Source organism: Escherichia sp. SCLE84, from assembly GCF_012584495.1.
Classification (GTDB): Bacteria; Pseudomonadota; Gammaproteobacteria; order Enterobacterales; family Enterobacteriaceae; genus ECMA0423.
In genome coordinates, this window is record NZ_CP051430.1 from 2,820,875 (window position 1) to 2,845,415 (window position 24,541).

The following is a 24,541-nucleotide window of genomic DNA, read 5'->3' on the forward strand; positions in this document are numbered from 1 at the left end:
CCGCTTTCTGAGCGGCCTTTTCCTTTCAGAGTTGTACCAGCAATTTACGCTTTTCTTCCGGTAGTAAATTCACTGCCTGCTGATAAGACGCATCCACCAGATAATAGATTTGCGAATCCGGCAGCGAACCGTCGAGATACACGGTGCTCCAGTGCGCTTTATTCAGATGGCGGCTAGGACGCACATCGCTGTGCTGCTGACGTAGCAGCTCCGCCAGCTCCGGGCTGGTTTTCAGCGAAACAGCTGGGCGATTTTCTACTTCTTTCACCATCGCAAACAGTACATCTTCCACTTTGATCTGCGTCGCTTTCCAGTCGTTATGCACGCTCTGTTCTGCGCCTGGTTTTGCCATGCAATATTGTAGCAACTCCGAAATGGTCATTTTTTACTCCCCTTGTAGTGTCGCGATGATGCGACGCGATCCGCCGTGGATGCGATGTTCCCCCAGCCAGATGCCTTGCCAGGTGCCGGTCTGAATACGCCCTTTATGTACCGGCAATACAAGCGATGTTCCCAGCATTGAGGATTTGATATGAGAAGGCATATCGTCTGCTCCCTCATAGTCATGCTCATAATTTCCGTTGTCGGGAACGGTGCGGAGGAAAAAACGCTCCATGTCGTGGCGTACGGTGGGATCGCAGTTCTCATTAAGTGTCAGAGAGGCGGAGGTATGTTGCAGCAACAGATGCAGTAAGCCGATGTTAACGCGCGGCATATCAGCCAGCTGATTCAGAATTTCATCCGTTACCAGATGAAACCCACGAGATTTGGCGCTAAGCGTGAGCGTCTTTTGATACCACATGTGCTGCTCCTTGATAAAACTCTCTTAATCAGTTTGCAGCAAGACAGCGAAAGGATAAAGGTGTGATTAAAAAAACAGCATTCGGGAGAGTGTCACGCTCTCCCGCTCTGTCAGTATTCTGAATTGACGATCACCTCTTCACCAAACGCACCCGCTTGTGGCAAGGGTTTGTAGGTAGAGTTGGAGGCGCGCAGAATGCGGATACCACGAGCGCCGACATCGCGTGCAGCGGTAATATCGTTATCGGAATCGCCATAAAAAATTCGGATATTTTTATCCTGCAGCCATTGCGATTTTGTATTTTGCCCTGGTTTATCGCCCGCAAAGATCACCGGATTCATGTTGGTGACAGGAATATGAAAATTATCCGCCAGCGTTTTTGAAACCGTTTCTGTTTTCGTCGGGCTACGACCAGTCACAAAGAAGATCGCGTCACCGCGGCGTACATGCATATCAATCAGCTGGCGAGCGACCTCTTTTGGAATGCTGAATTCATCCCAGCCATTGTTCATTTTTTCCCAGAACACAGGATTTTTCAGATAATCTTCGCTTTCTGGTGAGAAGGTTTTTTTGCCGCGCCAGAAGCCCGGGCTGGAAAAAAGTACCGTGTCATCGATATCAAACCCCACCGCCATTGGCGGACGCCCTGCGAGGCTATTTTCAATTTGTGCGACCGAAACCCAATGAATTGGTGCCTGTTCAGCAAGCCTGGCAACGTTAGTCCCAGGGTTAAGCGGTGAAGGAGATGAGGCCAGGGCAACAGCGGAACTGTTTAGAGCGAACAATAAGCAAACGGCACTGATTGCCTGTGTGATCTTGCGCATATTTTTCCCTAAATAGTCAGTATGTTGAAACTTTTTATTGTGAGATTTGTTGCAAAAACCATCTGACCATAACGCCAGCTGCCGGGGAAAGGAAGGATTATCTGCGGTTTTTGTGATGAAAAGCAGGATGATTATATTTAACCCAGTAAATACGTTCCTGTCTTTTTTTGTATAAAAAATGTTTATTACTCGATGTAAGGATACATTAATTTTACGTTTATTATGATGAATCCTCGGCAAATGAGCGAAATTTGATAGAACATTTATCTGCTGTACGATTTAATGAACTTAATGATACAGCATTACAAAAACAATCGAAGTTTATAAAGATGATTTCTGATTGACCAGCCCCCCTACCCTACAATGGTGACTAATTTTATTACTCGCGATGGAGATGATGATATGAATATATCATATGTGAATAGCAACAAAACGACATCTTTACCTGTTGAGCTAGATGCACTAAATAATAAAGATATCTCTTATGCCAAAGATTTCTTTTTATACATAGAAACACAGTTAAAAATTGCAAAAGATTTTTGTAGACCTGGAGAAGAAGTATCAAGTTCTATTGCAAGTAAAGTTTTTCACGCATTTATTGATTTAGTTAACAAAATCAGGGGTAAGAAAGACTTTATGTATATTTGCACGCTTTGCTGTTTTGCCGAGGAGGTTAAAGGTGATTATTCTCATTACAGGACCTTTTTATTTGATATTGGTAATCAATATAAGGTTAAACTTACACAAAGCGGAAAAAAGAGTCTCTTTAACATTAGAATTTAACGATACTATAATTGAATCTCAGAAAGTCACAGGCAATAAGGCAAAGCATATTCTTGAGGATATAGAAATATTCTATCGTAACAAACCCGATACTTATTATTAAATTTAATAATGGTTAGATGTGCAGAAATTATTACTCCACCCAAAAAAACAGGATAAGGAATTCCAGATAATTGGGATAAGCTTAACAATAAAAGAACTAACAACGTTTATTATCTCTCACGTAGAACGATGGCATCAAAAAAATCATCTATAAAGAAAGAGTGAAAGCGACGACAGTTTAATTTCACTGCAGGCTGGGTAGCTCCAGCCTGCTTTCCTGCATTACATCACCGCAGCAAACGCCTTTGCCACACGTTGTACATTTGCCGTATTTAACCCGGCGACACACATGCGACCGCTGGCGATGAGATAGACACCAAATTCTTCACGTAGTCGGTCAACCTGAGCGGCACTTAAACCGGTATAACTGAACATGCCGCGCTGATTAAGCAGATAATCGAAATTGCGTTCTGGCATCTCTGTGCTTAATACCTTCACCAGTTCCTGACGCATTGCCAGAATGCGAGTACGCATCTCTTCTACTTCCGCCAGCCAGCTGGCTTTCAATGCCTCGTCATTCAGCACTGCAGCCACCACCTGCGCACCAAAATTCGGCGGGCTGGAGTAGTTGCGGCGAACTGTTGCTTTCAATTGCCCCAGTACGCGGCCAGCGGCTTCGGCATCTTCACACATAACAGAAAGTCCGCCGACGCGCTCGCCGTAAAGGGAGAAAATTTTCGAGAACGAATTGCTCACCAGAGCGGGTAATCCAGCGCTGGCAATGGCGCGAATAGCGTAGGCATCCTCTTCCATACCGGCACCAAATCCTTGATAGGCAATATCGAGGAATGGAATAAGCTCGCGGGCTTTGAGAATTTCAATCACCGCATCCCACTGGTCATTAGTGAGATCGGCACCCGTTGGGTTGTGGCAACATGGATGCAGCAACACAATACTGCGGGCAGGTAATGTTTTCAGCGTCGCCAACAGGTCATTAAAGCGCACGCCGTTAGTCGCTTCGTCATACCAGGGGTAAGTACTCACTTCGAATCCAGCCCCGGCGAATATTGCTACGTGGTTTTCCCAGGTAGGATCGCTGACCCAGACGCCTGATTCCGGGAAGTAGCGTTTCAGGAAATCCGCGCCCACTTTCAATGCCCCGGAGCCGCCAAGGGTTTGAATGGTTGCTACGCGCTGTTGTTTCAGTACCGGATGGTCCGCACCAAACAGCAGCGGCGCAATGGCATGGCGATAGCTGTTAAGCCCTTCCATCGGTAAATAAAGCGAAGCGCCATGAGGCTGCGCATTCAGGCGCGCTTCCGCCTCCGCCACGGCTTTCAGTTGTGGAATAATTCCGTCTTCGTTGTAGTACAGACCGATACTTAAATTCACTTTGTCGCTGCGAGGGTCTTCTTTAAAACGCTCCATAAGCGTAAGAATCGGGTCGCCAGCGTAGGCGTCAACTTTTTGAAACACGCGATGGTTCTCCAGGTTTACGGGCAGGTGGTTAAAACACAATAAACCGGAAGAAGGCGAAGATCGAGTGGATGTTCAGGAGCGAACGGCAATTAGCAACAGAGTGAGACTCATGACAAACGTACATCCGCCAGAGGCACGACCTTTATAAGAGCATGAAAGAACATCAACTTATTGAATTTTTAGGATTTTATTGGCCGGATAAGGCATTCACGCCGCATCCGGCACAGACAATCAAATATTACAGAACGATTAATCCACGTATTTCATCGCGACCCTTGAAGTCAGGCGAGTGATAAGTTCGTAAGCGCTCACTTTTGTCATTTCAGCGATACGTTCTACGGGCAAACCTTCGCCCCATAAAATGACCGGATCCCCGGCTTTGTCCTGCGCTTGTGGACCTAAGTCTACGCAGATCATATCCATCGCCACGCGCCCGACAATCGGTACTTCGCGACCGTTCACCAGCACTGGCGTACCGGACGGCGCGGCGCGCGGATAACCATCGCCATAGCCCATCGCGACTACGCCAAGACGGGTATCACGTTCGCTTACCCAGGTTCCACCATAACCAACAGGTTCTCCGGCTTTATGCTCACGCACGGCAATCAGGCTGGAGGTTAGTGACATCACTGGCTGACAGCCAAAATCGGCACCGGTGGAGCGATCTTCCAGCGGCGAGACGCCATAAAGAATGATGCCCGGGCGCACCCAGTCAAAATGCGACTGTGGCCACAGCAGAATGCCACCCGATGCGGCAATGGAACGTTGACCAGGTTTGCCTTCGCAAAAGGTATTAAAGATAGCGAGTTGTTTCTCGGTTGCGCCACATTTTGGTTCATCCGCGCGCGCAAAATGGCTGACGATATTCACCGGCTGACGAACGTTTTTGCACTGGGTCAGGCGATGATAAAACGCCTCAGCCTGTTCCGGCCTTACGCCCAGACGGTGCATACCGGTATCGAGTTTCATCCAGACGGTAACCGGCTCGTCCAGGCTAGCCTCTTCCAGCGCAGCCAGCTGTTCTTCGTTATGCACGGCGGTATGAAAATGTTGCGCAGAAATCGTCGGCAGATCTCTGGCATCAAAAAAGCCTTCGAGTAACAGTACAGGTTTGGTGATTCCCCCCGCACGCAGTCGCAGAGCTTCTTCGAGACGGGCTACGCCAAAGGCGTCAGCATCGGGGAGCGTTCGCGCGGTCTCAAGAAGACCGTGACCATAAGCGTTCGCTTTCACCACCGCAACCATTTTACTGGCAGGGGCCAGTTCACGAAGACGTTGCAGGTTGTGTCGCAGAGCGCGGCGGTTAATCACAACAGTTGCCGCTTGCATTTGTGTTCCTTGATAAGTGTTTGCTTTAATTACCTAATTCATAAAATAATTATTATTCGTCGTCGTACTGCGGCCCCGCATAGTTGTCGAAGCGCGACCATTGACCGTTAAAGGTCAGGCGTACCGTCCCGATTGGGCCGTTACGTTGTTTACCGATAATAATTTCCGCGATGCCTTTTAAATCACTGTTTTCGTGATACACCTCATCACGATAGATAAACATGATCAAGTCCGCATCCTGCTCGATAGAGCCAGATTCACGCAGGTCGGAGTTGACCGGGCGTTTGTCGGCACGTTGTTCCAGAGAACGGTTCAACTGGGACAGCGCCACCACCGGCACGTTCAGTTCTTTCGCCAGTGCTTTCAGCGAGCGAGAGATTTCTGCAATTTCCAGCGTACGGTTATCGGAAAGCGCCGGTACGCGCATCAGTTGCAGGTAGTCGATCATGATAAGCCCGATGCCGCCGTGTTCACGGGCAATACGGCGTGCGCGGGAACGCACTTCCGTTGGCGTCAGGCCGGAGGAGTCATCGATATAAATATTGCGTTTTTCGAGCAAAATACCCATGGTGCCGGAAATGCGCGCCCAGTCTTCATCATCGAGCTGCCCGGTACGGATTTTAGTCTGGTCAACGCGCGACAGCGACGCCAGAGAACGCATCATGATCTGTTCTGATGGCATCTCCAGCGAGAAGATAAGTACTGGTTTATCCTGCAACATCGCCGCGTTTTCGACGAGGTTCATCGCAAATGTTGTTTTACCCATCGACGGACGCGCGGCGACGATGATCAAATCCGACGGCTGCAAGCCAGCGGTTTTTTTGTTGAGATCGTCATAACCGGTGTTTACTCCGGTAACGCCATCGTGTGGCTGCTGAAACAACTGCTCAATACGCGCCACGGTTGCGTCGAGCACATCGGCGATGTTCTTCGGCCCTTCGTCTTTGTTTGCACGACTTTCGGCAATTTTAAAGACGCGGGATTCAGCAAGGTCCAGCAGATCTTCGCTGGTACGCCCCTGCGGATCAAAACCGGCTTCAGCAATCTCATTCGCAACCGAGATCATCTCACGGACAACGGCACGTTCACGCACGATGTCAGCATAAGCACTGATGTTCGCCGCACTTGGCGTATTTTTTGACAGCTCTGCCAGATAAGCAAAACCACCGACGCTATCGAGTTGCCCCTGGCGTTCCAGCGATTCCGCAAGGGTAATCAGATCGATAGGACTACCGCTTTCCTGCAAACGCGCCATTTCAGTAAAGATATGGCGGTGTGGGCGGGTGTAAAAATCGTCTGCCACCACACGCTCGGCTACATCGTCCCAGCGTTCGTTATCCAGCATTAAACCGCCCAACACCGACTGCTCCGCTTCGATCGAGTGCGGAGGCACTTTCAGCCCGGCAACTTGTGGATCGCGTTCGCGGGGTTCAGCCTGCTGTTTGTTGAAGGGTTTATTTCCTGCCATAGTGAATGGAGTTACCGAGATAAAGAATGGGTCGAAACTTTACCATATGAAGCAGACCCTGACGATACGTTCTGGAGGACACATGGCAACACGAATTGAATTTCACAAGCACGGTGGCCCGGAAGTACTTCAAGCCGTAGAGTTCACTCCTGCCGATCCGGCAGAGAATGAAATCCAGGTCGAAAATAAAGCCATCGGCATCAATTTTATCGACACGTATATCCGCAGCGGCCTTTACCCGCCGCCATCACTACCCAGCGGATTAGGTACCGAAGCGGCAGGCATCGTGAGTAAAGTCGGCAGTGGTGTAAAGCATATTAAGGCAGGCGATCGTGTAGTCTATGCGCAGTCGGCGTTAGGCGCTTACAGCTCTGTGCATAACATTAATGCGGATAAAGCGGCGATTCTGCCTGCGGCAATTTCTTTTGAGCAAGCTGCAGCATCTTTCCTGAAAGGCTTAACGGTTTATTATCTGCTGCGCAAAACCTATGAAATTAAACCCGATGAGCAGTTCCTGTTCCACGCAGCAGCTGGCGGCGTTGGCTTGATTGCCTGCCAGTGGGCAAAAGCCCTGGGCGCGAAACTTATCGGCACCGTAGGAACCGCGCAAAAAGCGCAGAGCGCGCTAAAAGCGGGCGCGTGGCAGGTTATTAACTATCGTGAAGAGGATCTGGTCGAGCGGTTAAAAGAGATCACCGGCGGTAAGAAAGTGCGCGTGGTGTACGATTCCGTGGGCAGAGACACCTGGGAACGGTCGCTGGATTGCCTGCAACGCCGCGGCTTAATGGTCAGTTTTGGCAACTCATCAGGTGCGGTTACCGGTGTGAACTTAGGCATTCTCAATCAAAAAGGCTCGTTGTATGTGACACGCCCTTCCCTGCAAGGCTATATCACCACGCGGGAGGAATTAACCGAGGCCAGTAATGAACTGTTCTCTTTAATTGCCAGCGGTGTGATTAAGGTCGATGTCGCCGAGCAGCAGAAATATCCGCTGAAGGATGCGCAGCGTGCGCATGAGATTCTGGAAAGCCGGGCGACGCAAGGTTCCAGCCTGTTGATTCCATAAAAGAAATAGGGCTTCCACCTGGGAAGCCCTTTCTTTTTATAGTTCGGCTGTATGTAGGGTACAGCACGATGAATCTGTTAGAGGCGCAATAGTGACAGATTTGATTATCAATTCCTATTTTGTTCTAAGGATAAAACCTTAGGTTGTGATCATCCGCACAATCCCTTAGTAACGCCAGCGGTCATAACGCTGATATTTCGGCACTTTTGGTGCTTTAATCGCCTTAATAACCCACACCACCGCAATCGCCAGTAGTAACCACGGCAGCAACTTAATCATCAATGCCAGCATACCGCCGAGGAACATAATGGCCGTCGCCACAACCAGCGCGGCGATAATGCCCAGCAACGAAACGCCGGTGACCATCAGCATGACAAAAAAGCCAATCACAAAAAGTAGTTCCAGCATGATGCTCTCCCAAATATGAAATCTCTTGCTGGCATTACAAGAATCATGCCAAAAATAATCTATTGATTTAACAGCAAAACGCCCCGCGACGGTGCGCAGGGCGTGGTGAATTTGACTACTTTTTGGTGAAAAGTTAACGCTTATCCGCCACCAGTTTGAGCGCGTGTTCCAGCACATTAATGTCTGCACCCGCTTTATGGGCATTTTCACTTAAATAACGCCGCCACTGCCGCGCGCCAGGAATACCCTGGAACAAGCCCAACATATGCCGGGTAATATGGCCGAGATACGTCCCCTGGCTGAGTTCACGCTCAATGTACGGATACATGGCGCGCACTACCGCCACCGGATCGGCATCGGTATCCGAGGAACCAAAGATCTCCCGGTCTACTGCCGCCAGAATACCCGGATTCTGATACGCCTCGCGCCCGACCATCACGCCATCCATATGTTGCAGGTGTGCTTTGGCCTCTTCCAGCGACTTGATACCACCGTTAATCGACATTGTCAGATGCGGAAAGTCACGCTTCAGTTGATACACACGCGGATAATCGAGCGGCGGGATTTCACGGTTTTCTTTCGGGCTTAACCCCGAAAGCCAGGCTTTACGTGCGTGGATGATAAACATCTCACACTCGCCTTTGCCGGAAACAGTGTTGATGAAATCGCAGAGAAATTCATAGCTGTCCTGGTCATCGATGCCAATACGCGTTTTCACCGTCACTGGAATCGACACCACATCGCGCATCGCTTTCACACAGTCGGCAACCAGCTGCGCATTACCCATCAGACACGCACCAAACATGCCGTTCTGCACCCGGTCAGACGGGCAGCCGACATTCAGGTTGATCTCATCATATCCACGCGCTTCTGCCAGCTTCGCACACTGTGCCAGCGCCGCCGGATCGCTACCGCCGAGTTGCAACGCTACCGGATGTTCTTCTTCACTGTACGCCAGGTAATCACCTTTACCGTGAATAATCGCCCCTGTGGTCACCATTTCGGTATACAGCAACGTATTGCGGGAAAGCAGACGCAAGAAATAGCGGCAATGTCTGTCCGTCCAGTCGAGCATAGGAGCAATGCTAAACCGAGAATTCCAGTAAACACCAGTTTTTTCAGGCATCACGCTGGTTTGATTAATTTTTTGTGTTTCATGATTATCGTGCATTTTTGAACATTTCAGGCTATTTTTCTCGCGTTAGGTTCCCGCACAGGTTCCCACGTTTTATGGGAACCCGAAATAACGAGGTCGTGTAATGGCGTACTATAACATAGAGAAACGACTAAAATCCGATGGCACACCACGCTATCGCTGTAATGTGATTATCAAAGAAAAAGGTGTTATCACTTACAGGGAAAGCAAAACATTCCCTAAACATGCTCATGCCAAAACATGGGGCACACAGAAAGTGATGGAATTAGATCTATATGGCATTCCATCATCAAATGCAGTTGACGGACTTACAGTCCGTGACTTACTACACAAATATTTAAATGACCCAAATGCCGGAGGTAAAGCAGGCCGTACTAAAAGATATGTGCTGGAACTGCTTATGGATAGTGACATCTCCGCGATCAAACTATCCGAACTGACAGAAAATGACGTAATTGAACATTGCAGGCTAAGAAACAACGCTGGTGCAGGTCCAGCAACAGTCAGCCACGATGTTAGTTATCTTGGCAGTGTTCTGGATGCGGCCAAACCTGTATACGGCATTAATTACACATCAAACCCGGCGAAAAGTGCTCGTCCATATCTACTTAAACTTGGTTTGATTGGTAAATCAAACCGTCGTAATCGTAGACCAGCATCTGATGAACTGGACATGCTCATTGAAGGCCTTCAACAACGATCTACTCATAAATGCTCAAAAATTCCGTTCGTTGATATCCTCAAATTTTCTGTGTGGTCCTGTATGCGAATCGGAGAAGTATGCCGGTTACGATGGGAAGATCTCGACCAGGAACAAAAATCTATACTCGTAAGAGACAGGAAAGATCCACGCAAAAAGGAAGGCAACCACATGAAAGTAGCCTTGCTTGGGGAAGCCTGGGATATCGTCCAACGACAGCCCCAAAAATCGGAATTCATTTTTCCATATAACAGCACTTCTGTTACTGCGGGATTCCAGAGGGTAAGAAGCAAATTAGGTATTAAAGATCTGCGATACCATGATTTACGTAGAGAAGGGGCAAGTCGCTTATTTGAGGCTGGTTTTAGTATTGAGGAAGTCGCCCAGGTTACAGGACATCGTTCATTAAACGTGCTATGGCAGGTATATACCGAACTGTATCCGAAATCTTTACATAATCGTTTTGAAGAGCTCCAAAGGAGCAGAAATAAGACCTCTTGACACTGTTTATCCATACAGTTAAAAATAATACTGTATACAAACACAGTATAGAGGGACTTTTATGCGTATTGAAATCTGCATAGCCAAAGAAAAAATGACTAAAATGCCAACCGGTGCTGTGGATGCGTTAAAGGAAGAATTAACCCGACGCATCAGTAAACGTTATGACGATGTAGAGGTGATCGTAAAAGCCACCAGCAACGATGGCCTTTCTGTTACACGCACCGCAGATAAGGATTCTGCAAAAACTTTTGTTCAGGAGACTCTGAAAGATACCTGGGAATCTGCTGACGAGTGGTTTGTTCACTAATTAACACGTAAAATCGGTAACGGCTGGAAATCATTCAATACTCGCACTATCGAAAGTTCACCAGCCAACCGCAGCACGTCCTGCATACGTCGTGTCTGCGGTTTTTCTTTTTCGCTTACATTGTGTCTGGTTCTTCCGGCCACTCAATATCAGGTACAGTTGATGTATCAACACGGTTCAGCAACACCCGATATGTTTTCCATGCGGCCAGTAACGCTTTCTCTTCCTCCGTTGCGATCTCCAGCTCAACAACAGTCTGAACGTACCAGGAACAGCCTCCTTCAGGGCTTGAAGGATATCAATGTTCGCTTACTGTTAACTGCCGGACAAGTGCAACCAGTTCGCTTACCTGATTTTCCAGAGTGGTGATCCGGGTGTCTGCTGTTGCCAGATTTTCACGTAGCGTTGTGTTTTCCTCTTCCAGCGCAGTAACGCGATCATCTGTTTCACGGGCGACCTGAACAAGTAACCCCGTCACGGCGGAGTAGTCAACATTAAGATAGCGAGTTTCTTCGCGTAGCTCGTTGCCGTCAACGGTCGGACCTTGCAACTCTTCACCATAATGAGTAAACGATCCCACAGCTTCAGGTATCGCCTCCATTACTTCCTGTGCAATAACGCCAGCATAAGGCATTCCGTTTTCCTTGAGCGTGTAGGTGTACCCGTTCATTTTACGGATTGCTTTCGTCGCGTCGCTGATAACGCGAATATCGTCTTTAAGGTCGCGGTCTGATGACTGATTCAGCGTTGTGCAATTAATAGCGCCATTTACATCAAACAACTGGCCTGCTGATGTTTTTTGCGCATAAAACAGATATGCAGCAGACGTTCCAACCTCAAAAACGTTTTGTCGATCACTTGATCCCCATACTTTTGCGGCAAATGATAGTTCTGTATTACCTAAGTTCTGTAAAACAAAACGATTGCCAGTCCCTGATTGTTTTGTAAGGGTTAAATCAACAGTTGAGTTAACCTCATCCTTGTTGATAGTGAGCGCCTGCGCTTTAGCACCGTTAACAGCACCTGTTTTGAGTTGAACTGCTCCATCACTGCCATTAAGTAGAATCTCTGCATTACTATGGTAGTTCTTAAGTGACACCATTTTGCTTTCGCCTGAGTGCATACCTAACACCCACGCAGCGGAACTACCTGTACTGTTAAGGCCGCGAACATAGCATGACATTGTAGAAAAATCTGCAACGCTACCAAGTATCTCTACCCTACCTCCACCGGATTTAACTGGTGATGATGTTGTTACTGAGTTAGCTGTAATTAACCCAGACGCTTTAAGATTCTGCACATCAATTCTGTCGTTTGCGAAATTATATGCAATTGCGTTACTAACGCTTCCGGCATCATCATAATCGCGTTTCTGAATAAACCAGTCGCCAGCATTAGCAATGAGAGTATAAGTAGGCGTGTTAGCCGGGCGATCTGTTTCATTAAATCTTATTGCTGGGTTAGCGCTCCTTATTTGTAAAGGTTTTTCAACCGTTGATTTCAGTATCGCACTATCTACAATTAAATTACCTTCTGAGTTAAGGTTTAGATATTTTGAAGCACCAGTTGAACCATCGTATGTAAACCTTATTGTTAATTGACCTGGCTCATTTGATAAAGTTTCAACATACATATCAGCACCAAGACGCACAGTGCTGTCAGTTGCTAACAGTCTTGTATGGAGAATTCCACTAGATGTGTATGTATTGGTCGAATCACTATATCTATCAAGAAATAGACTGTTAAGTTGAGGGCTGTTGTTCCTACCTAAGCCAAGATTCGTTCTGGCACCATCAACAGTTGCCGCATTAGTGCCTCCTTGTCCAATAGGTAATGGAACCCATGACGATCCGTTATGGCAACCCCACAATCCAGATGTTGACACCTGAAGTCGTGGCGCTGATGGTGAGTAATTCGAATAAACGTAAGTTGTCGATTCGCCTTCTTCAATTCTTTCTGTTAATACTATTTTTTTCCATACACTCCAACCTTGTGTGCTGGTATATATCCTTCTATAAAGAATTGATGAATTGTTATATACAAAATAGCTCTGGATACAACCATCACTACCATTAGCACCAGTTCTTTGCACTAACAATGCACCAGCAAGCTGTATCGGGTAATTTAGTTCTGGCTTTGCGTTGGCAGACATTGGTTGGTAATAAAAACCGGCTGTAGTACCTTTTATATCGTTTAAGTTCGTATTCGCATCAAGGCCAGTTTTTGCTTCAAACATGACTTCAAGTTTAGAGCGCGCTGTACTTGCATCATTCGCCCCAGTGCCACCTTGCGCAACTGCGAGCGGTTGCTATCTACCAGCTTTAGGGTTAAATGCGCCCCACTGACCGTCAGCATCAACCTGTAAGTAACAGCCGTCCGCCTGAACGTCAGTAGATAAAATGATGGTTCTTGTGTCGCTTGAACGCTGAAATCGGATAACCTCATCTTTTCTTGCGTGGCGTGTCCATTGCGGGCCTATTGTCGGATTCCAGCGATAAGTATAAAGCGAGCGCGTAGTCCATCCCTGAAATACACCTGTATACGCTGGTGTTCCATCTACCTGACTAATAAACCCCGTAAGACTGCTTTCACCGGATGCAATCGATGGAAAGCCTTTTGCATTACTCATAATGCGCATAAATCCGATATACCCTGATGGGTTGCCGGAAATATCAGGACAATCACGCGGGGCTGAGCCAAGACCGATATTATCGCCAACAATTACTTGCGCCTGGTTGCGATAGTTAAGCGCATCTGCTGCTGATTTTGCCGCATTGGTTTCACTGGATTTAGCATTAGTTTCGCTGGCTTTAGCGTTGGTTTCGCTGCTCTTTGCTGCTGCCTCGCTATTTTTCGCGTTGGTTTCTGATTTTTTGGCTGCTGTCGCGGAGTTTGCTGATGCAGTTTGTGAGTCTGCTGCCGCCTGTGCGCTGTTATCCGCACTCGTCTCAGACGTTTTTGCGGCCTTCGCGGAATTTCCTGCCGCCGTTGCCGAGGAAGCTGCACTACTGGCACTTGATGATGCGTTCGTTTCTGATGATTTCGCTGCCTCTTTTGAGGCCGCCGCATCCCGGGCTGAGGTGGCAGCTTCTGACGCTTTCGTGGTCGCGGTGGATGCAGAAGTGGCTGCTGATTTTTGTGACGCTGCAGCATTCGTTTCTGACGTTTTCGCCGCACCGGCACTGGTAGCCGCCGCGCTTTTTGAGGACTCTGCAGCGGCAGCACTTTTTGATGCTTCAGTAGCCTTTGTTGATGCCGTTCCTGCGCTGGAAGAAGCTGACTGAGCCGACGACGCGGCCTGTCCGGCTGATGTGCTGGCTGCACGTGCTGAGCCTGCAGCATCAGTCGCATGGGTTGCCGCCTCACGGGCTGATGTGCCGGCATCGCTGGCTGACTTCTTCGCGGCTGCCGTGTTCTGTTCCACTGCGGACGCGTTACGCGCCACCTCTTCCACCATCAGTTCAAAGCGGCGCAGTGCCTCCGGACGGGCATCATCCTCCGTCATGGCACCGAGAAAATCATTCAGCGTACCCGGTTGTGAGTCTTCATACACGGTGATGATCCCGGCATGCGATGGCGGGAAGCCTTCCACCAACAGAATAACGCTGTACTGACCGTACTCAACGTCCATGCTGTAACGCCCTGCTTCATCCGGATTTTCAGATGCCACCGTGTTCACCACCACCGTGGTGCTGTTACGTTTTGCTTTCAGCTGGATTGTGCAGTTCTGTACCGGTTTACCTGCACCGTCTTTCAGTACACCTGAAATCTTTACTGCCATATTCACCCCACAAAAAAGCCCGCCTGAACCGGCGGGCTGTCATAACACTGTGTTACCTGGCTAATCAGAATTTATAACCGACACCCACGATGAAACCGTCAGTGCGCCAGTCGCCACTGCCGGAGCCTTCATAAGCAATATCAATGGCCACGGATTCGGTCGGGTTAAACTGCACGCCAGCCCCCCACGCCAGAGACGTGTTGCTGTGGCGACCGTCATCACTTCCGGTCAGCACATCGTGCGTTTTCCCCTTGTTGTCAGTTACGCGGAGATAATCCCCGGAGAAAGTCGACACACGGCTGTAAGCCACACCCGCCATCGCATACGCGCTGAACCATTCATTCACGCGTACAGACGGCCCCGCCATCACGCTGAACCAGCGGTTACGCACGGAATCCTCATGCCAGCGGGTATCGCTGTAATGCGTTTTTTGCTCATCTTCAGCGTTGGCATAACTGAATGACGTAATCAGCCCCAGCGTGTCCGTAAACTCATAACGGTATTTCACGTTAATCCCGTTCAGATCATCACTACCGGGAACGTTCGTCGAGGCATGAAGATACCCCGCGCTCAGTGTGGACTGATGTTCAGACGCCCATGCAGGCGCACCGGATACGGCCAGACAGATGGCTGCGGACAAAATGGCTGCATAAACTTTACGCATAATTACCTCTCGCTTTTCTGCAATAAAAAAGGCGCCATTTCTGGCGCCCGTATTGGGGTTATGAAAATTCAGCTAATCGTGATACCTGCTGTGGATTTCTTCATCACCACAACCAGCAAATCGCTGATACTGGCTGTGGGATACCAGTCATTTACCAGCCACGCTGATACCGAAAACTCCAGCGTCATGTGACCGCGACCAGCAGGCATATCAATAACACCTGTATAAACCAGCGTATTATCCAGCGCGGTACGGTTATAAATTTCAGCACCGTTTTTCTTCACTATCAGGCGGCATGACGAATAAATATCGTTATTCTCCCGCTCATGTTTAGCGCCACGAAACGCCACCGCGGGAATAACAATCTGCCGGTCAAACGGCTGATCGTCATAAACCCTGACGGTAATGGTCCCTGATGGCCACCGCTCCGGTGCACGGGAGTCCCGGGGGAAAGCTTTGCCCACTGTTTTAACGAGATCGCCTTCAATCTGGTTCGCGGACAGTTTTCCCAGAACCCGACAGTTCTCGTTAATCGTGACATTGTTGAGCGTCCCGGCGTTCGCATTCACACTGCCACTGATATCCGCATTTTTAGCGGTCAGCTTTCCGTCCGGTGTCAGGGAAAATACCGGTGGATTTCCACCACTGGTAATGGTGGGGGCCGTCAGGCGTTTGAGGAACACGTCGTTCATGAATATCTGGTTACCCTGCGCCACAAACATCGGCGTTTCATTCCCGTTTGCCGGGTCAATAAACGCGATACGATTGGCGGCAACCAGAAACTGGCTCAGTTTGCCTTCCTCTGTATCCTCCATGCTGAGGCCAAGCCCCGCGACATAATGCTTACCGTCTTCGGTCTGCTCAATTTTGACGCCCCACATGGCGTTCCATTTATCGTTAGCGTCCTTCCACTCTTTCGAAAACTCCTCCAGTCTGCTGGCGTTATCCTCCGTCAGCTCGACTTTTTCCAGCAACTCCTTGCCGAGATGGGATTCGGTTATCTTGCCTTTGAAAAAATCCAGGTAACCTTCCGCATCATCGCTCGCCCGACCGACGGCCTCCACAAATGCCGATTTGCCAACGGTGTTCACACTGCGAACGTAAAAATAATAATCATGGCCCGGTTTGATATTGATACTGGCGGCTATCCAGTACAGCCCCGTGCCAAGATAGCGGGCTGTGGTTTCAACCTGCCTGATATCGGTAATCCGCTTTTCCGAGAACCAGAACTCAAACTGTACCGTCGGATCATAAACCGCAAGATGCGGCGTTGCGGTTATCTGAAAATAGCCCGGCGTCAGCTCAATCCGCGACGGTGCTGCCGGTGCGGCGATCCGGAACGATACCGACGCCGGATCGCCCTGCTGTCCCCACGCATTTACCGCCCGGACCGTCAGCCTGTAGTTCCCCAGCGCCAGTTGCGTGAAGCGGTATGTGGTTTCCGTCGTCCTGGCCGTGCTGACCAGCCGCTCACTGCCGTCATCCGCTGCCACGGTCAGGCGAAGCATAAAGCTCACGCCCTTCACCACCTTCGGCGTGTCCCATCGCGCCAGCACCTGATATTCCCCGCTGTCTGCGGTGACTTCGGCGGTCAGATGCTGCACTGCTGGCGGCGTGACACCATTCACCGTGCCGCTCTGGTCACCGTCAAAGTGCGCCCCGTTATCCACGATGGCTTCTTTCTCCGGTACATGCTGCACGGCAGTGATGGCATACGTGCCGTCGTCGTTCTCACGGATACTCACACAGCGGAACAGGCGCTGGCGCAGCGTCGGCAGCTTCAGCCCCCACACGCTGTATCCGGCAACGCCGTCAGGAACCCGGCTCACTTTCACCTTCACGCCGTCGGTGACGGACTGGACCTCCACGCTGACCGGATTGCCACTTCCGTCAACCAGGCTTATCAGCGTGGTACCGGAGGATGGCAGCGTGATTTCACGGTCGAGCGTCAGCGTCCGGGTCTGGCTGTTCACCGCCAGCACGCGCCCGCCGATGCTGATACCCGCATAGTCATCATCGCAGATTTCAATGACATCCCCCGGTACATAGCGAAGCCCTTCCGCACCCACGCTGAAGTCCACGGTCTGCGTTTCCAGCAGTTCCGTTTTAATCAGCCACAGCCCGGCGCGGTGCGCCTGCCCCCGGCTGGTACAGCCAAAGGCATCCATCTTCGTGACGTTACGACCGTAACGGGCAATGGCCTGCGTGTCCTCCACAAGCTCTGTCGCCGTCTCCCAGCCGTTATCCGGGTCAATCCAGTTCACCTCAACGGCATTATGGCGGTCCTTCAGGGCGCTGAAGCTGTAGCGGAACGGCGCGCCATCATCCGGCATCACCACATTACTGCGGTTATAGGTCCACACCTTATCTGATGGTCGGTCCTGCACGAACGTCAGCGTCTGCCCGTTCCATACCGGCATACAGCGCATCGCCGAGCAGAAATCACTGAGAACATCCCACGCCTTACGCTGTGTGGTCAGCCAGGCATTACAGGTGATGCGCGGCTCCGTGCCGCCAAAACCGTCCGGTACCGACTGGTCGCAACACTGGCCGATGACATACAGCGCCCATTTATCCACATCCGCCGCACCAAGACGTTTCCCCATGCCGTAGCGCGGGTGGGTCAGCATATCCCACAGACACCAGGCCATGTTGTTGCTGTATGCTGGCTTAAACGTTCCGTCCCAGATACCGCTGTATTGCCGCGTCTGCGGGTTATAGTTCGACGGCACCTGCAGAATACGCCCGCGAAGATGATAATTACGGCTCACCTGCTGGCTGCCGAACTGCTCCGAATCCACCTGTACGCCGACCAGTGCCGTGTTCGGGTAGCACTGTTTCACATCGATGATTTCGGTGTATGACGACCAGAGCGTTTTGTTCTGCAGCTGGTCTGTGGTGCTGTCCGGCGTCATCCTGCGCATCCGGATGTTGAACGGGCGCGGCGGCAGATTATCCACCACTACCGAGGCCAGATACTGCGAGGTGGTTTTGCCCTTAATGGTGATGTCTTTTTCCGTCACCCAGCCACCGTTACGTTGTATCTGAACCAGCAGGCGAACTTCCGACGGATTCCTGTCCCCCTTTGAGGTGGTTTCCACCAGTGCCTGCACACCGAAGGTAAAGCGCAGACGGTCAATGTTTGCCGACGTGATGGTCCGGGTGATCGGCGTGTCGTATTTCACTTCCGTACCCAGTACCGTCTCGGAACCTGATGATTCAAATCCCTCCGGCGGTGTCTGTTCCTGCTCACCGGCCCGGAACACCACCGTGACACCGGAGATGTTAGTATTCCCCTCACTGTCCAGCACCGGTGTACTGTTCAGCAGCACGCTTTTTAATCCATCCACCGGACCTTCAATCGGCCCTTCGCTGATGGCATCGATCACACTCAGCAACTGCGTGGACTTCAGGTTGTCCTTTGCTTCGCGCGGGGTATGCCCCTTACTGCTGCCTTTACCCATTCCTCACGCTCCATAAACGACAAAACCGCCCGGAGGCGGTTTCACATAAAACATTTTGCATCAGCGACCAATCACCACAACCTGACCACCATCCCCTTCGTCTGCCGTGCTGATCTCCTGAGAAACCACACGTGACCCCACGCGCATTTCACCGTACAGAACAGGCAGAACATTGCCCTGGGCAACCATGTTATCCAGTGAGGAGAAATAGGTGTTCTGTTTGCCGTTATCTGTACTGGCTGCCGTGGGCGTCCTGGCTTTCGGTGCCAGCATCTGCGCCACTCCGCCCAGGATCATACTGGCCCCTGCCGCATACATGCCCGATACAGCCGCGGCCCCCAGCCAGCCCACAGGGTTCCACCATGCCACCGCAATCAGCGCCGCCCCAAGCACCACCTGAAACACACCGCCACTTTTAGCTCCCGCCAGACGCGGCACGATGTGGATCACGGCACCATTTGCCAGCGGCTCATTAAGACGGGCAGATAATTCGTTTTCGCCTGCATCACGCCCGGAAATGCGCACCTGATACCAGCCCTCATTCAGTTTCTGGCGAAACGCCGGAAGCTGCGTGGCCAGCGCCCGGATGGCTTCAGCCCCCGTTTTCACACGAAGGTCGATGCGGCGACCAAATCGTTGTAAATCCCCGTAAAGGCAGATGCGTGCCATGCCCGGTGACGCCAGAGGGAGTGTGTGCGTCGCTGCCATTTGTCGGTATACCTCTCTCGTTTGCTCAGTTGTTCAGGAATATGGTGCAGCAGCTCGCCGTCACCACAGTAAATGGCGGCATGATTCGGCACCGATGAACCAAAACAGCACAGCAGCACATCGCCCGGCTGCGCCGCTGACAACGGCACCTGATACAGCCCTGTGGCCTCCAGATTATCCAGATAGAGATTCTGACCGTTACGCCACCAGTCATCCTCGCGATGAAAATCCGGCATCTCAATCCCCGCCAGATGGTAAGCATCCCGGAACAGCGTGTAACAGTCCGTCACCCCGTGCTCAAAGCGCCGCCCGGTAAGATGTGGCACACAGCGGAACTTGTAAATCGCCCCCCGGCAGACCAGCCACCACGACAAATCACTCTGCACCTGCAGCCGCCGATCGGCCTCACTCAGCCAGGGCAGACCACCGGGGTGACTGTGGACCAGCGCCACAATCTCACCCTGCATTTCTGCCTGCAGCCAGTCCTCCGGCGACATCCGGAAATACTCCTCCGGCTCACCGGAGATATTCACGCAGGGGAAATATCTTTCCCCCTCCGGCGTGCTTACCACGAAGCCGCACGACTCCGCTGGCGCACATCGCCGGGCGTGCGCCAGAATCGCTGATTCTGTCTGTGTCATGGGATTTACTGCGAAAGTTTGTTAATGGAAAGGAAGCCGCCAAAGTTGCCGACGTTATTGCGGAACTTACAACCGCTCAGGCATTTGCTGCATTTATCCTTCGTGATATCGGACGTTGGCTGGTCATATTCATCCGCGACCGCCGGACCGTGATAACCGCACTCATCACCGCGATAGGTCCAGGTGCAGGTGTTGGCCAGCATGATACGTCCCGGAAAAACGGCACCGTCCGTTTCCGTCGGCGTGGACAGTACAAAAGAGGCACTCACCGCGCTCAGTTCACTGCACTGCTCGATGCGCCAGCGGCTGATCACCTCCTGCTCCGGATCGGCGTCACTGTTTCCGTTGACGAAGTTCACCGCATCCAGAAAACGGGCGTAAACCTTACGCCGGACCACCGTTCCTCCGACCAGACTCTGCAGGTCTTCCGCCATCCCGGTGACCATGCCGTGCAGGTTAGAAACCGTCAGTGTCGGACGGGCAGCACTGCCCTTGCCGTTCAGTTCAAATCCCGTCCCCTGAATGGGATACGCCTGATACTGTCGCCCCTGCCAGGTGACCGGCTCACCTTTTTCGTTCTGCTCATTACAGAAAAAATAACGTTCTCCACCGACCACTGTCAGATCGATTTCCCAGAGCACCACCTGGGCTGACTGAGTGAGGCGTGTCGTCTCATGATGTGTTTCCTGTGGAATATCCTGCATCAGAGACTCCTATGCCACGACCTGTTCAAAATCTGCCGTTATGGTTACCCACAACGCCCCCACGCTTGCCGACCATTTACGACAAACCACCCTGATCGGCTTCCAGTCATAAGGTGGCGTCCACTGAAATGCGCGGACGCCACCGTGCCGTTCCAGAAAGGCTTTTAAAGATGGGTGTTCACATTTACGAACACGTATCGTCACGCTGTAAGTCGACAACTGGTTATTCAGTCCCGCCGCACGACGCTGTTCATAACCATCGCCCAGCTTCACTGTCACCACTTTCGGCTCTGATACCACATTCATATCCGGGCGCACTTTCCAGTGAAACGTCTCCATTACCGATATGCTCCACTTAACCGACCACCATCACGGGCCTGCTGTTGCATAAAGTCCGCTGCTGCTTTTTTCCCAAGGTCATAAACCACCTTCAGGGCAGCCGGACCTATCTGCCCGTTCGTGCCATCGTTATTGATCTCGATGTTGTACTGCGGGGCAAACATCGCCATACCTGAACCACCAATATCCGCCACAACCCCCAGCTTACCGTCAGCACCACGACGCAGTGGCAGAATGGCTTCAGGTCCAGCTTCCCCCATCACACCCGCGCCTTTTGCAAAAGCAAAAAACGTCGGACGGTTAACCACCGTGCCACTGTAACGACTCAAATCAGCAGACTGATAAATCCCCCCATTGGCATTCAGGGAAAGGCTGCTGAGATCAAATCCCAGTACACTGCCAATCCCTTTTATCGATTTCATCATGGTTGCCTGCGCCAGGATTTTCGCCATATCTGACAGCACAGAAGAGGTGAAGGATTTGAAATTGAGTTTGCCGGTAGTGACAAAAGTTGCCAGGCCATTTCCCATGTTGCTGAAGGCTGACGAGAACACCTGTTCTGCTGTTTCTGCCGTATTATCTGCATCCACGGTAAAATCCTGAAATGCACGCAGGACTCCGTTTTTCCAGTTACCCTGCACAACTTCAAGCTGTTGCCAGTAACGGCGATTCTCATTCAGTTGTCGGTTCAGGCTCTCCGTCAGCGCCTGCTCGGCCTTTCTGTAGTCATCCGTGTTATATGTCCCTTTCTGCTCACTATCCCGCCTCAACTGCTCCAGCTGTTGCTGGTATTTCTGGCGAAGACTCAGTTGTACCTGATATCGCTGTCGCTGCTGATCACCCATACCCACCGTGGCGATATCCAGGTCATGTTGCTGACGCTGAGCGCGCTCTTCTTCAGCCAGTTGACTGGTCAGCTGAATTGTTTTTTTCTTCAGCTCGTTGAGTGCCGTCTGTTTCTGAAGCTCCTGCTGTTTTACATCCAGCAGCGTCAGTGCCTGAATCAGTTCATCTTTACGGGCCAGCACACTCTTTTCATCTGCCGTAAGTTTTTTCCCGTCCAGGTCGCTGATGCGCTGCTGCAGAGCCAGAAGCTGTTTATGCGCTTCTGTCATCCTTTCCGTGGCAATGCCTGCTGACTGTCTGGCAGCAGCAATCTGTCCTTCCACCTGTGCCTGTTGCTGACTGTACTGCAGCAATAACCGGGTGGCCTCATCATTACGGGTTTCGCGTGTTTTTTTCTTACCGGATGCCAGGGCTTTCTCGTAACGTTCATTTTCACGTTGTATCGCCGCATCCCTGACAGCCTGATCGGCGTACTGCATGGCATTAATACGCGCAATTTCACGCTGATGTCGTGCTGCTTCCGTTTCATTCATCCGGTTCAGTGCAGCATTTTCAGCATTACGGCGTTTCTGTTGCTCCTGATAATTCCGCTCTGCCTGCTCTTTTGCATCCTGCAAATCCTTCTGGCGTTTTTTCTCCTGAAGATCGTTAAGACGCTGCTGATCGTATTCAACCTGAGAAGATGATGCCGTCCAGGGGAGTCTTTTCGCCCGCGACACTTTCTCCTGTAAAGCGGCAATCTGTTCATCCAGCGAGTCTTCACGACCAATATTCATGGCCGCATCCCAGAAACGACTCCACAAATCAGACAGATACTTCAGCGTACTGCCAAGCGCATTGAGGTTATTATCAATATCCGCAGTACGCCGACCGGTTTCCTCTGCCAGTGCAGACATGGCTATCCGTGCAGCATCACTGGACCGCCCCTGCTCCCCAAGGACGCGTATCTGCTCAAGCTGAGTGGCAGTAAGAAAATGCAGCTCATTGTCCAGAGCCTTCGCGGCATTTACAGGATCATCCTTCAGCCGCTTAAACTGATTTATGGTATCGCTGACCGACTGGCCAACCGATCGCTCCATCTGTGCGGCAGCTCTCGCCACCATACCGATATCGTTTCCACGAAATGCACCACTCCCCACCACCTGAGCCAGCGCACCGGCTGCAGTATGTTGCGTGATACCATTCCCGGAAATAGCACGACTGAGCGTCCACAGCTGCCCGGCAGTGACTCCGGCATAATGCCCCGTCAGCGACAACTGGCGGTTAAATTCTTCTCCCTCCTTCTGACCGTCATACCAGGCTTTACCCAGACCATAGACGGCCGCGGCAATACCGCCAATAACCCCGCCAAGCATCATGCCTTTCGGTGACATCAGTGTGTCTATCCATCCGGCACGGTTAGCCAGCGTTATCCCGGATCCCCTCAGCGCCCCTAAATTGCCGCGGGCCAGTTCACCTATCAGAACGCCTATCTCCTGGCGGGCTGCTGCACTTTTCAGACCCAGCGAATGCGTGGCTTTTCCTGCCTGCTCCATTTTGCGGATATACACTTCTGCAGCACTGCTTACCCCCAGCTGGGCTGCCTTAGCACGAAGCAACTCAGAAGATGAAAGATTCAGGCGGGTTGCCTGCTCTTTAAGCTGACGGATAAACGCCACTTTCTGTCGGGTAGCCTCTTCCTCAGCCTGTGTAAGAACACGGGTTTTCGCAGTAACCTCAGAAATCAGCGCCAGATAATCCTGCTGACCAATCCCGCCACTGTTTCTGGCCTGTCGGATCTGCTGCTGAATACGCTGTAATTCCTGCAGCCCCGCACTGGCCTGTTTCACACTGTCAATCTGACGATAAAACGCAGCAGCCGCTTTATCCTGAGCCTCCGCCAGAGCCATGGCCTGCGCCTGTTCCTCGCGCATTTTCTGGCTCAGTGCCTCCATGCGCTGGCGGGTTTTCTCCACCTCGCGGGCCATGCGTTCATGAGCCTGTGCGTTCTTCTCCACCGTCTGCGCATGGACGGATGCGGCTGTTGCAGCCGAAGAAGCTGCCTGCGTTGTCTGCCGGGCGGCCTGAGTCTGACGCTCCATAAAACGCTGCATACGGGCAGAAGACCGTTCTGCATCGCTGGCTGCACCATTCAGAAGGTTTTTGATACGGGGAATTTCATTTTTAAACTCTGCCGCATCAATCCCCAAATCAATGACCAGGTTGGCTATCTGGTCCATAACGCACACCTCCGGAAATACCTTCCCCAAGATGCATCAGTTCTTCGTCCGTTCGCTCCGGTATCCCGTTCTCTTCCGGTAAAAGGCTGAAATCAGCCACCGCAGCATCACTGCTGCCGGACACCATTCTCACGATCAATGCCTTCAGCGAGGCAAACTGCGCATCCATCCACACATCACTGAAGCTCTGCATCCGGAAATAATCGCCCCACTCACCAAGCTCAGTGGCCGACATTTCCGACAGCATCCGCCGCCAGTCTGCCCGCCGGAACTCCCGGGCAAGCCGCATGACAAACTGCATTTCCCG

At 51.2% G+C, this 24,541-nt stretch carries 20 protein-coding genes and 2 pseudogenes; 4 read left to right on the forward strand and 18 right to left on the reverse strand.

What is annotated here, in order from left to right; translation table 11 throughout:
• Positions 1 to 25: 25 nt before the first annotated feature.
• The 3 genes from HGD79_RS13760 to aphA form a co-directional block, all read right to left on the reverse strand.
• Complete coding sequence (locus tag HGD79_RS13760) at positions 26 to 382, reverse strand: MmcQ/YjbR family DNA-binding protein (protein ID WP_000155657.1); 357 nt, start codon at positions 380 to 382, stop codon at positions 26 to 28.
• Between the two features lie 3 nt (positions 383 to 385).
• Entirely contained in the window at positions 386 to 802 is a 417-nt protein-coding gene (locus HGD79_RS13765) for a secondary thiamine-phosphate synthase enzyme YjbQ (RefSeq protein WP_000270375.1), read from the reverse strand.
• 110 nt (positions 803 to 912) lie between these two features.
• Positions 913 to 1,626 carry an acid phosphatase AphA gene (aphA, locus tag HGD79_RS13770; protein ID WP_001307512.1) on the reverse strand — a complete coding sequence of 238 codons (714 nt, stop codon included), beginning with the start codon at positions 1,624 to 1,626 and terminating at the stop codon, positions 913 to 915.
• 402 nt (positions 1,627 to 2,028) lie between these two features.
• On the opposite strand from aphA, the gene HGD79_RS26650 reads away from it, so the two are divergent.
• On the forward strand, positions 2,029 to 2,409 hold the full coding sequence (locus HGD79_RS26650; protein ID WP_001472715.1) for a hypothetical protein: 381 nt from the start codon (positions 2,029 to 2,031) through the stop codon (positions 2,407 to 2,409).
• 324 nt (positions 2,410 to 2,733) lie between these two features.
• Here the strand turns inward: HGD79_RS26650 and tyrB are convergent, their stop codons facing one another.
• The 3 genes from tyrB to dnaB all read right to left on the reverse strand — a co-directional run bounded on the left by tyrB (position 2,734) and on the right by dnaB (position 6,727).
• Positions 2,734 to 3,927, reverse strand: coding sequence for an aromatic amino acid transaminase (gene tyrB, locus HGD79_RS13780; RefSeq protein ID WP_000486966.1), 1,194 nt, complete (start codon positions 3,925 to 3,927; stop codon positions 2,734 to 2,736).
• Positions 3,928 to 4,179: 252 nt separating this feature from the next.
• A complete protein-coding gene (gene alr, locus HGD79_RS13785; RefSeq protein ID WP_001147328.1) occupies positions 4,180 to 5,259 on the reverse strand; it encodes an alanine racemase in 1,080 nt (359 codons plus the stop codon).
• A gap of 52 nt (positions 5,260 to 5,311) precedes the next feature.
• Positions 5,312 to 6,727 (reverse strand): replicative DNA helicase, encoded by a 1,416-nt coding sequence (dnaB, locus tag HGD79_RS13790; RefSeq protein WP_000918363.1) that lies wholly within the window; start codon positions 6,725 to 6,727, stop codon positions 5,312 to 5,314.
• A gap of 82 nt (positions 6,728 to 6,809) precedes the next feature.
• Between dnaB and HGD79_RS13795 the strand changes: the two genes are divergently transcribed.
• Positions 6,810 to 7,793 carry a quinone oxidoreductase gene (locus tag HGD79_RS13795; RefSeq protein ID WP_000235516.1) on the forward strand — a complete coding sequence of 328 codons (984 nt, stop codon included), beginning with the start codon at positions 6,810 to 6,812 and terminating at the stop codon, positions 7,791 to 7,793.
• Between the two features lie 165 nt (positions 7,794 to 7,958).
• On the opposite strand, the gene pspG is transcribed toward HGD79_RS13795, so the two are convergent.
• Positions 7,959 to 8,201, reverse strand: a complete 243-nt coding sequence (gene pspG, locus HGD79_RS13800; RefSeq protein ID WP_000891404.1) for an envelope stress response protein PspG — start codon at positions 8,199 to 8,201, stop codon at positions 7,959 to 7,961.
• Between the two features lie 133 nt (positions 8,202 to 8,334).
• A complete protein-coding gene (gene dusA, locus HGD79_RS13805; protein ID WP_000543828.1) occupies positions 8,335 to 9,372 on the reverse strand; it encodes a tRNA dihydrouridine(20/20a) synthase DusA in 1,038 nt (345 codons plus the stop codon).
• Between the two features lie 88 nt (positions 9,373 to 9,460).
• Between dusA and HGD79_RS13810 the strand changes: the two genes are divergently transcribed.
• Positions 9,461 to 10,558 carry a site-specific integrase gene (locus HGD79_RS13810; RefSeq protein ID WP_000332276.1) on the forward strand — a complete coding sequence of 366 codons (1,098 nt, stop codon included), beginning with the start codon at positions 9,461 to 9,463 and terminating at the stop codon, positions 10,556 to 10,558.
• Positions 10,559 to 10,619: 61 nt separating this feature from the next.
• Positions 10,620 to 10,868 (forward strand): DinI-like family protein, encoded by a 249-nt coding sequence (locus HGD79_RS13815; protein WP_001217553.1) that lies wholly within the window; start codon positions 10,620 to 10,622, stop codon positions 10,866 to 10,868.
• Positions 10,869 to 10,983: 115 nt separating this feature from the next.
• Here the strand turns inward: HGD79_RS13815 and HGD79_RS13820 are convergent.
• From HGD79_RS13820 to HGD79_RS13865, 10 genes and pseudogenes are all read right to left on the reverse strand, one after another.
• A pseudogene (locus HGD79_RS13820) lies at positions 10,984 to 11,130 on the reverse strand (tail fiber assembly protein); the annotation flags it as partial.
• A gap of 36 nt (positions 11,131 to 11,166) precedes the next feature.
• Positions 11,167 to 14,649: pseudogene (locus HGD79_RS13825) on the reverse strand (prophage tail fiber N-terminal domain-containing protein).
• A 64-nt stretch (positions 14,650 to 14,713) separates the two neighbouring features.
• The gene (locus HGD79_RS13830) at positions 14,714 to 15,313 is read right to left on the reverse strand and encodes an Ail/Lom family outer membrane beta-barrel protein (RefSeq protein WP_069354224.1); all 600 of its coding nucleotides are present in this window, start codon (positions 15,311 to 15,313) and stop codon (positions 14,714 to 14,716) included.
• 68 nt (positions 15,314 to 15,381) lie between these two features.
• The gene (locus tag HGD79_RS13835; protein WP_168848424.1) at positions 15,382 to 18,777 is read right to left on the reverse strand and encodes a host specificity protein J; all 3,396 of its coding nucleotides are present in this window, start codon (positions 18,775 to 18,777) and stop codon (positions 15,382 to 15,384) included.
• 60 nt (positions 18,778 to 18,837) lie between these two features.
• Positions 18,838 to 19,485: a tail assembly protein gene (locus HGD79_RS13840; protein ID WP_168848425.1), complete on the reverse strand. Its 648-nt coding sequence runs from the start codon at positions 19,483 to 19,485 to the stop codon at positions 18,838 to 18,840.
• Positions 19,383 to 20,126: a C40 family peptidase gene (locus tag HGD79_RS13845; RefSeq protein ID WP_124064715.1), complete on the reverse strand. Its 744-nt coding sequence runs from the start codon at positions 20,124 to 20,126 to the stop codon at positions 19,383 to 19,385. Before HGD79_RS13845 ends, HGD79_RS13840 begins: the two co-directional genes overlap by 103 nt.
• Positions 20,127 to 20,131: 5 nt before the next feature.
• Entirely contained in the window at positions 20,132 to 20,830 is a 699-nt protein-coding gene (locus HGD79_RS13850; RefSeq protein WP_001152409.1) for a phage minor tail protein L, read from the reverse strand.
• A 9-nt stretch (positions 20,831 to 20,839) separates the two neighbouring features.
• Positions 20,840 to 21,169, reverse strand: a complete 330-nt coding sequence (locus tag HGD79_RS13855; protein WP_000447253.1) for a phage tail protein — start codon at positions 21,167 to 21,169, stop codon at positions 20,840 to 20,842.
• On the reverse strand, positions 21,169 to 24,234 hold the full coding sequence (locus HGD79_RS13860) for a phage tail tape measure protein (protein WP_168848426.1): 3,066 nt from the start codon (positions 24,232 to 24,234) through the stop codon (positions 21,169 to 21,171). Before HGD79_RS13860 ends, HGD79_RS13855 begins: the two co-directional genes overlap by 1 nt.
• Entirely contained in the window at positions 24,206 to 24,535 is a 330-nt protein-coding gene (locus HGD79_RS13865) for a phage tail assembly protein T (protein WP_001161009.1), read from the reverse strand. The genes HGD79_RS13860 and HGD79_RS13865 overlap by 29 nt, the downstream gene beginning before the upstream one ends.
• Positions 24,536 to 24,541 lie beyond the last annotated feature (6 nt).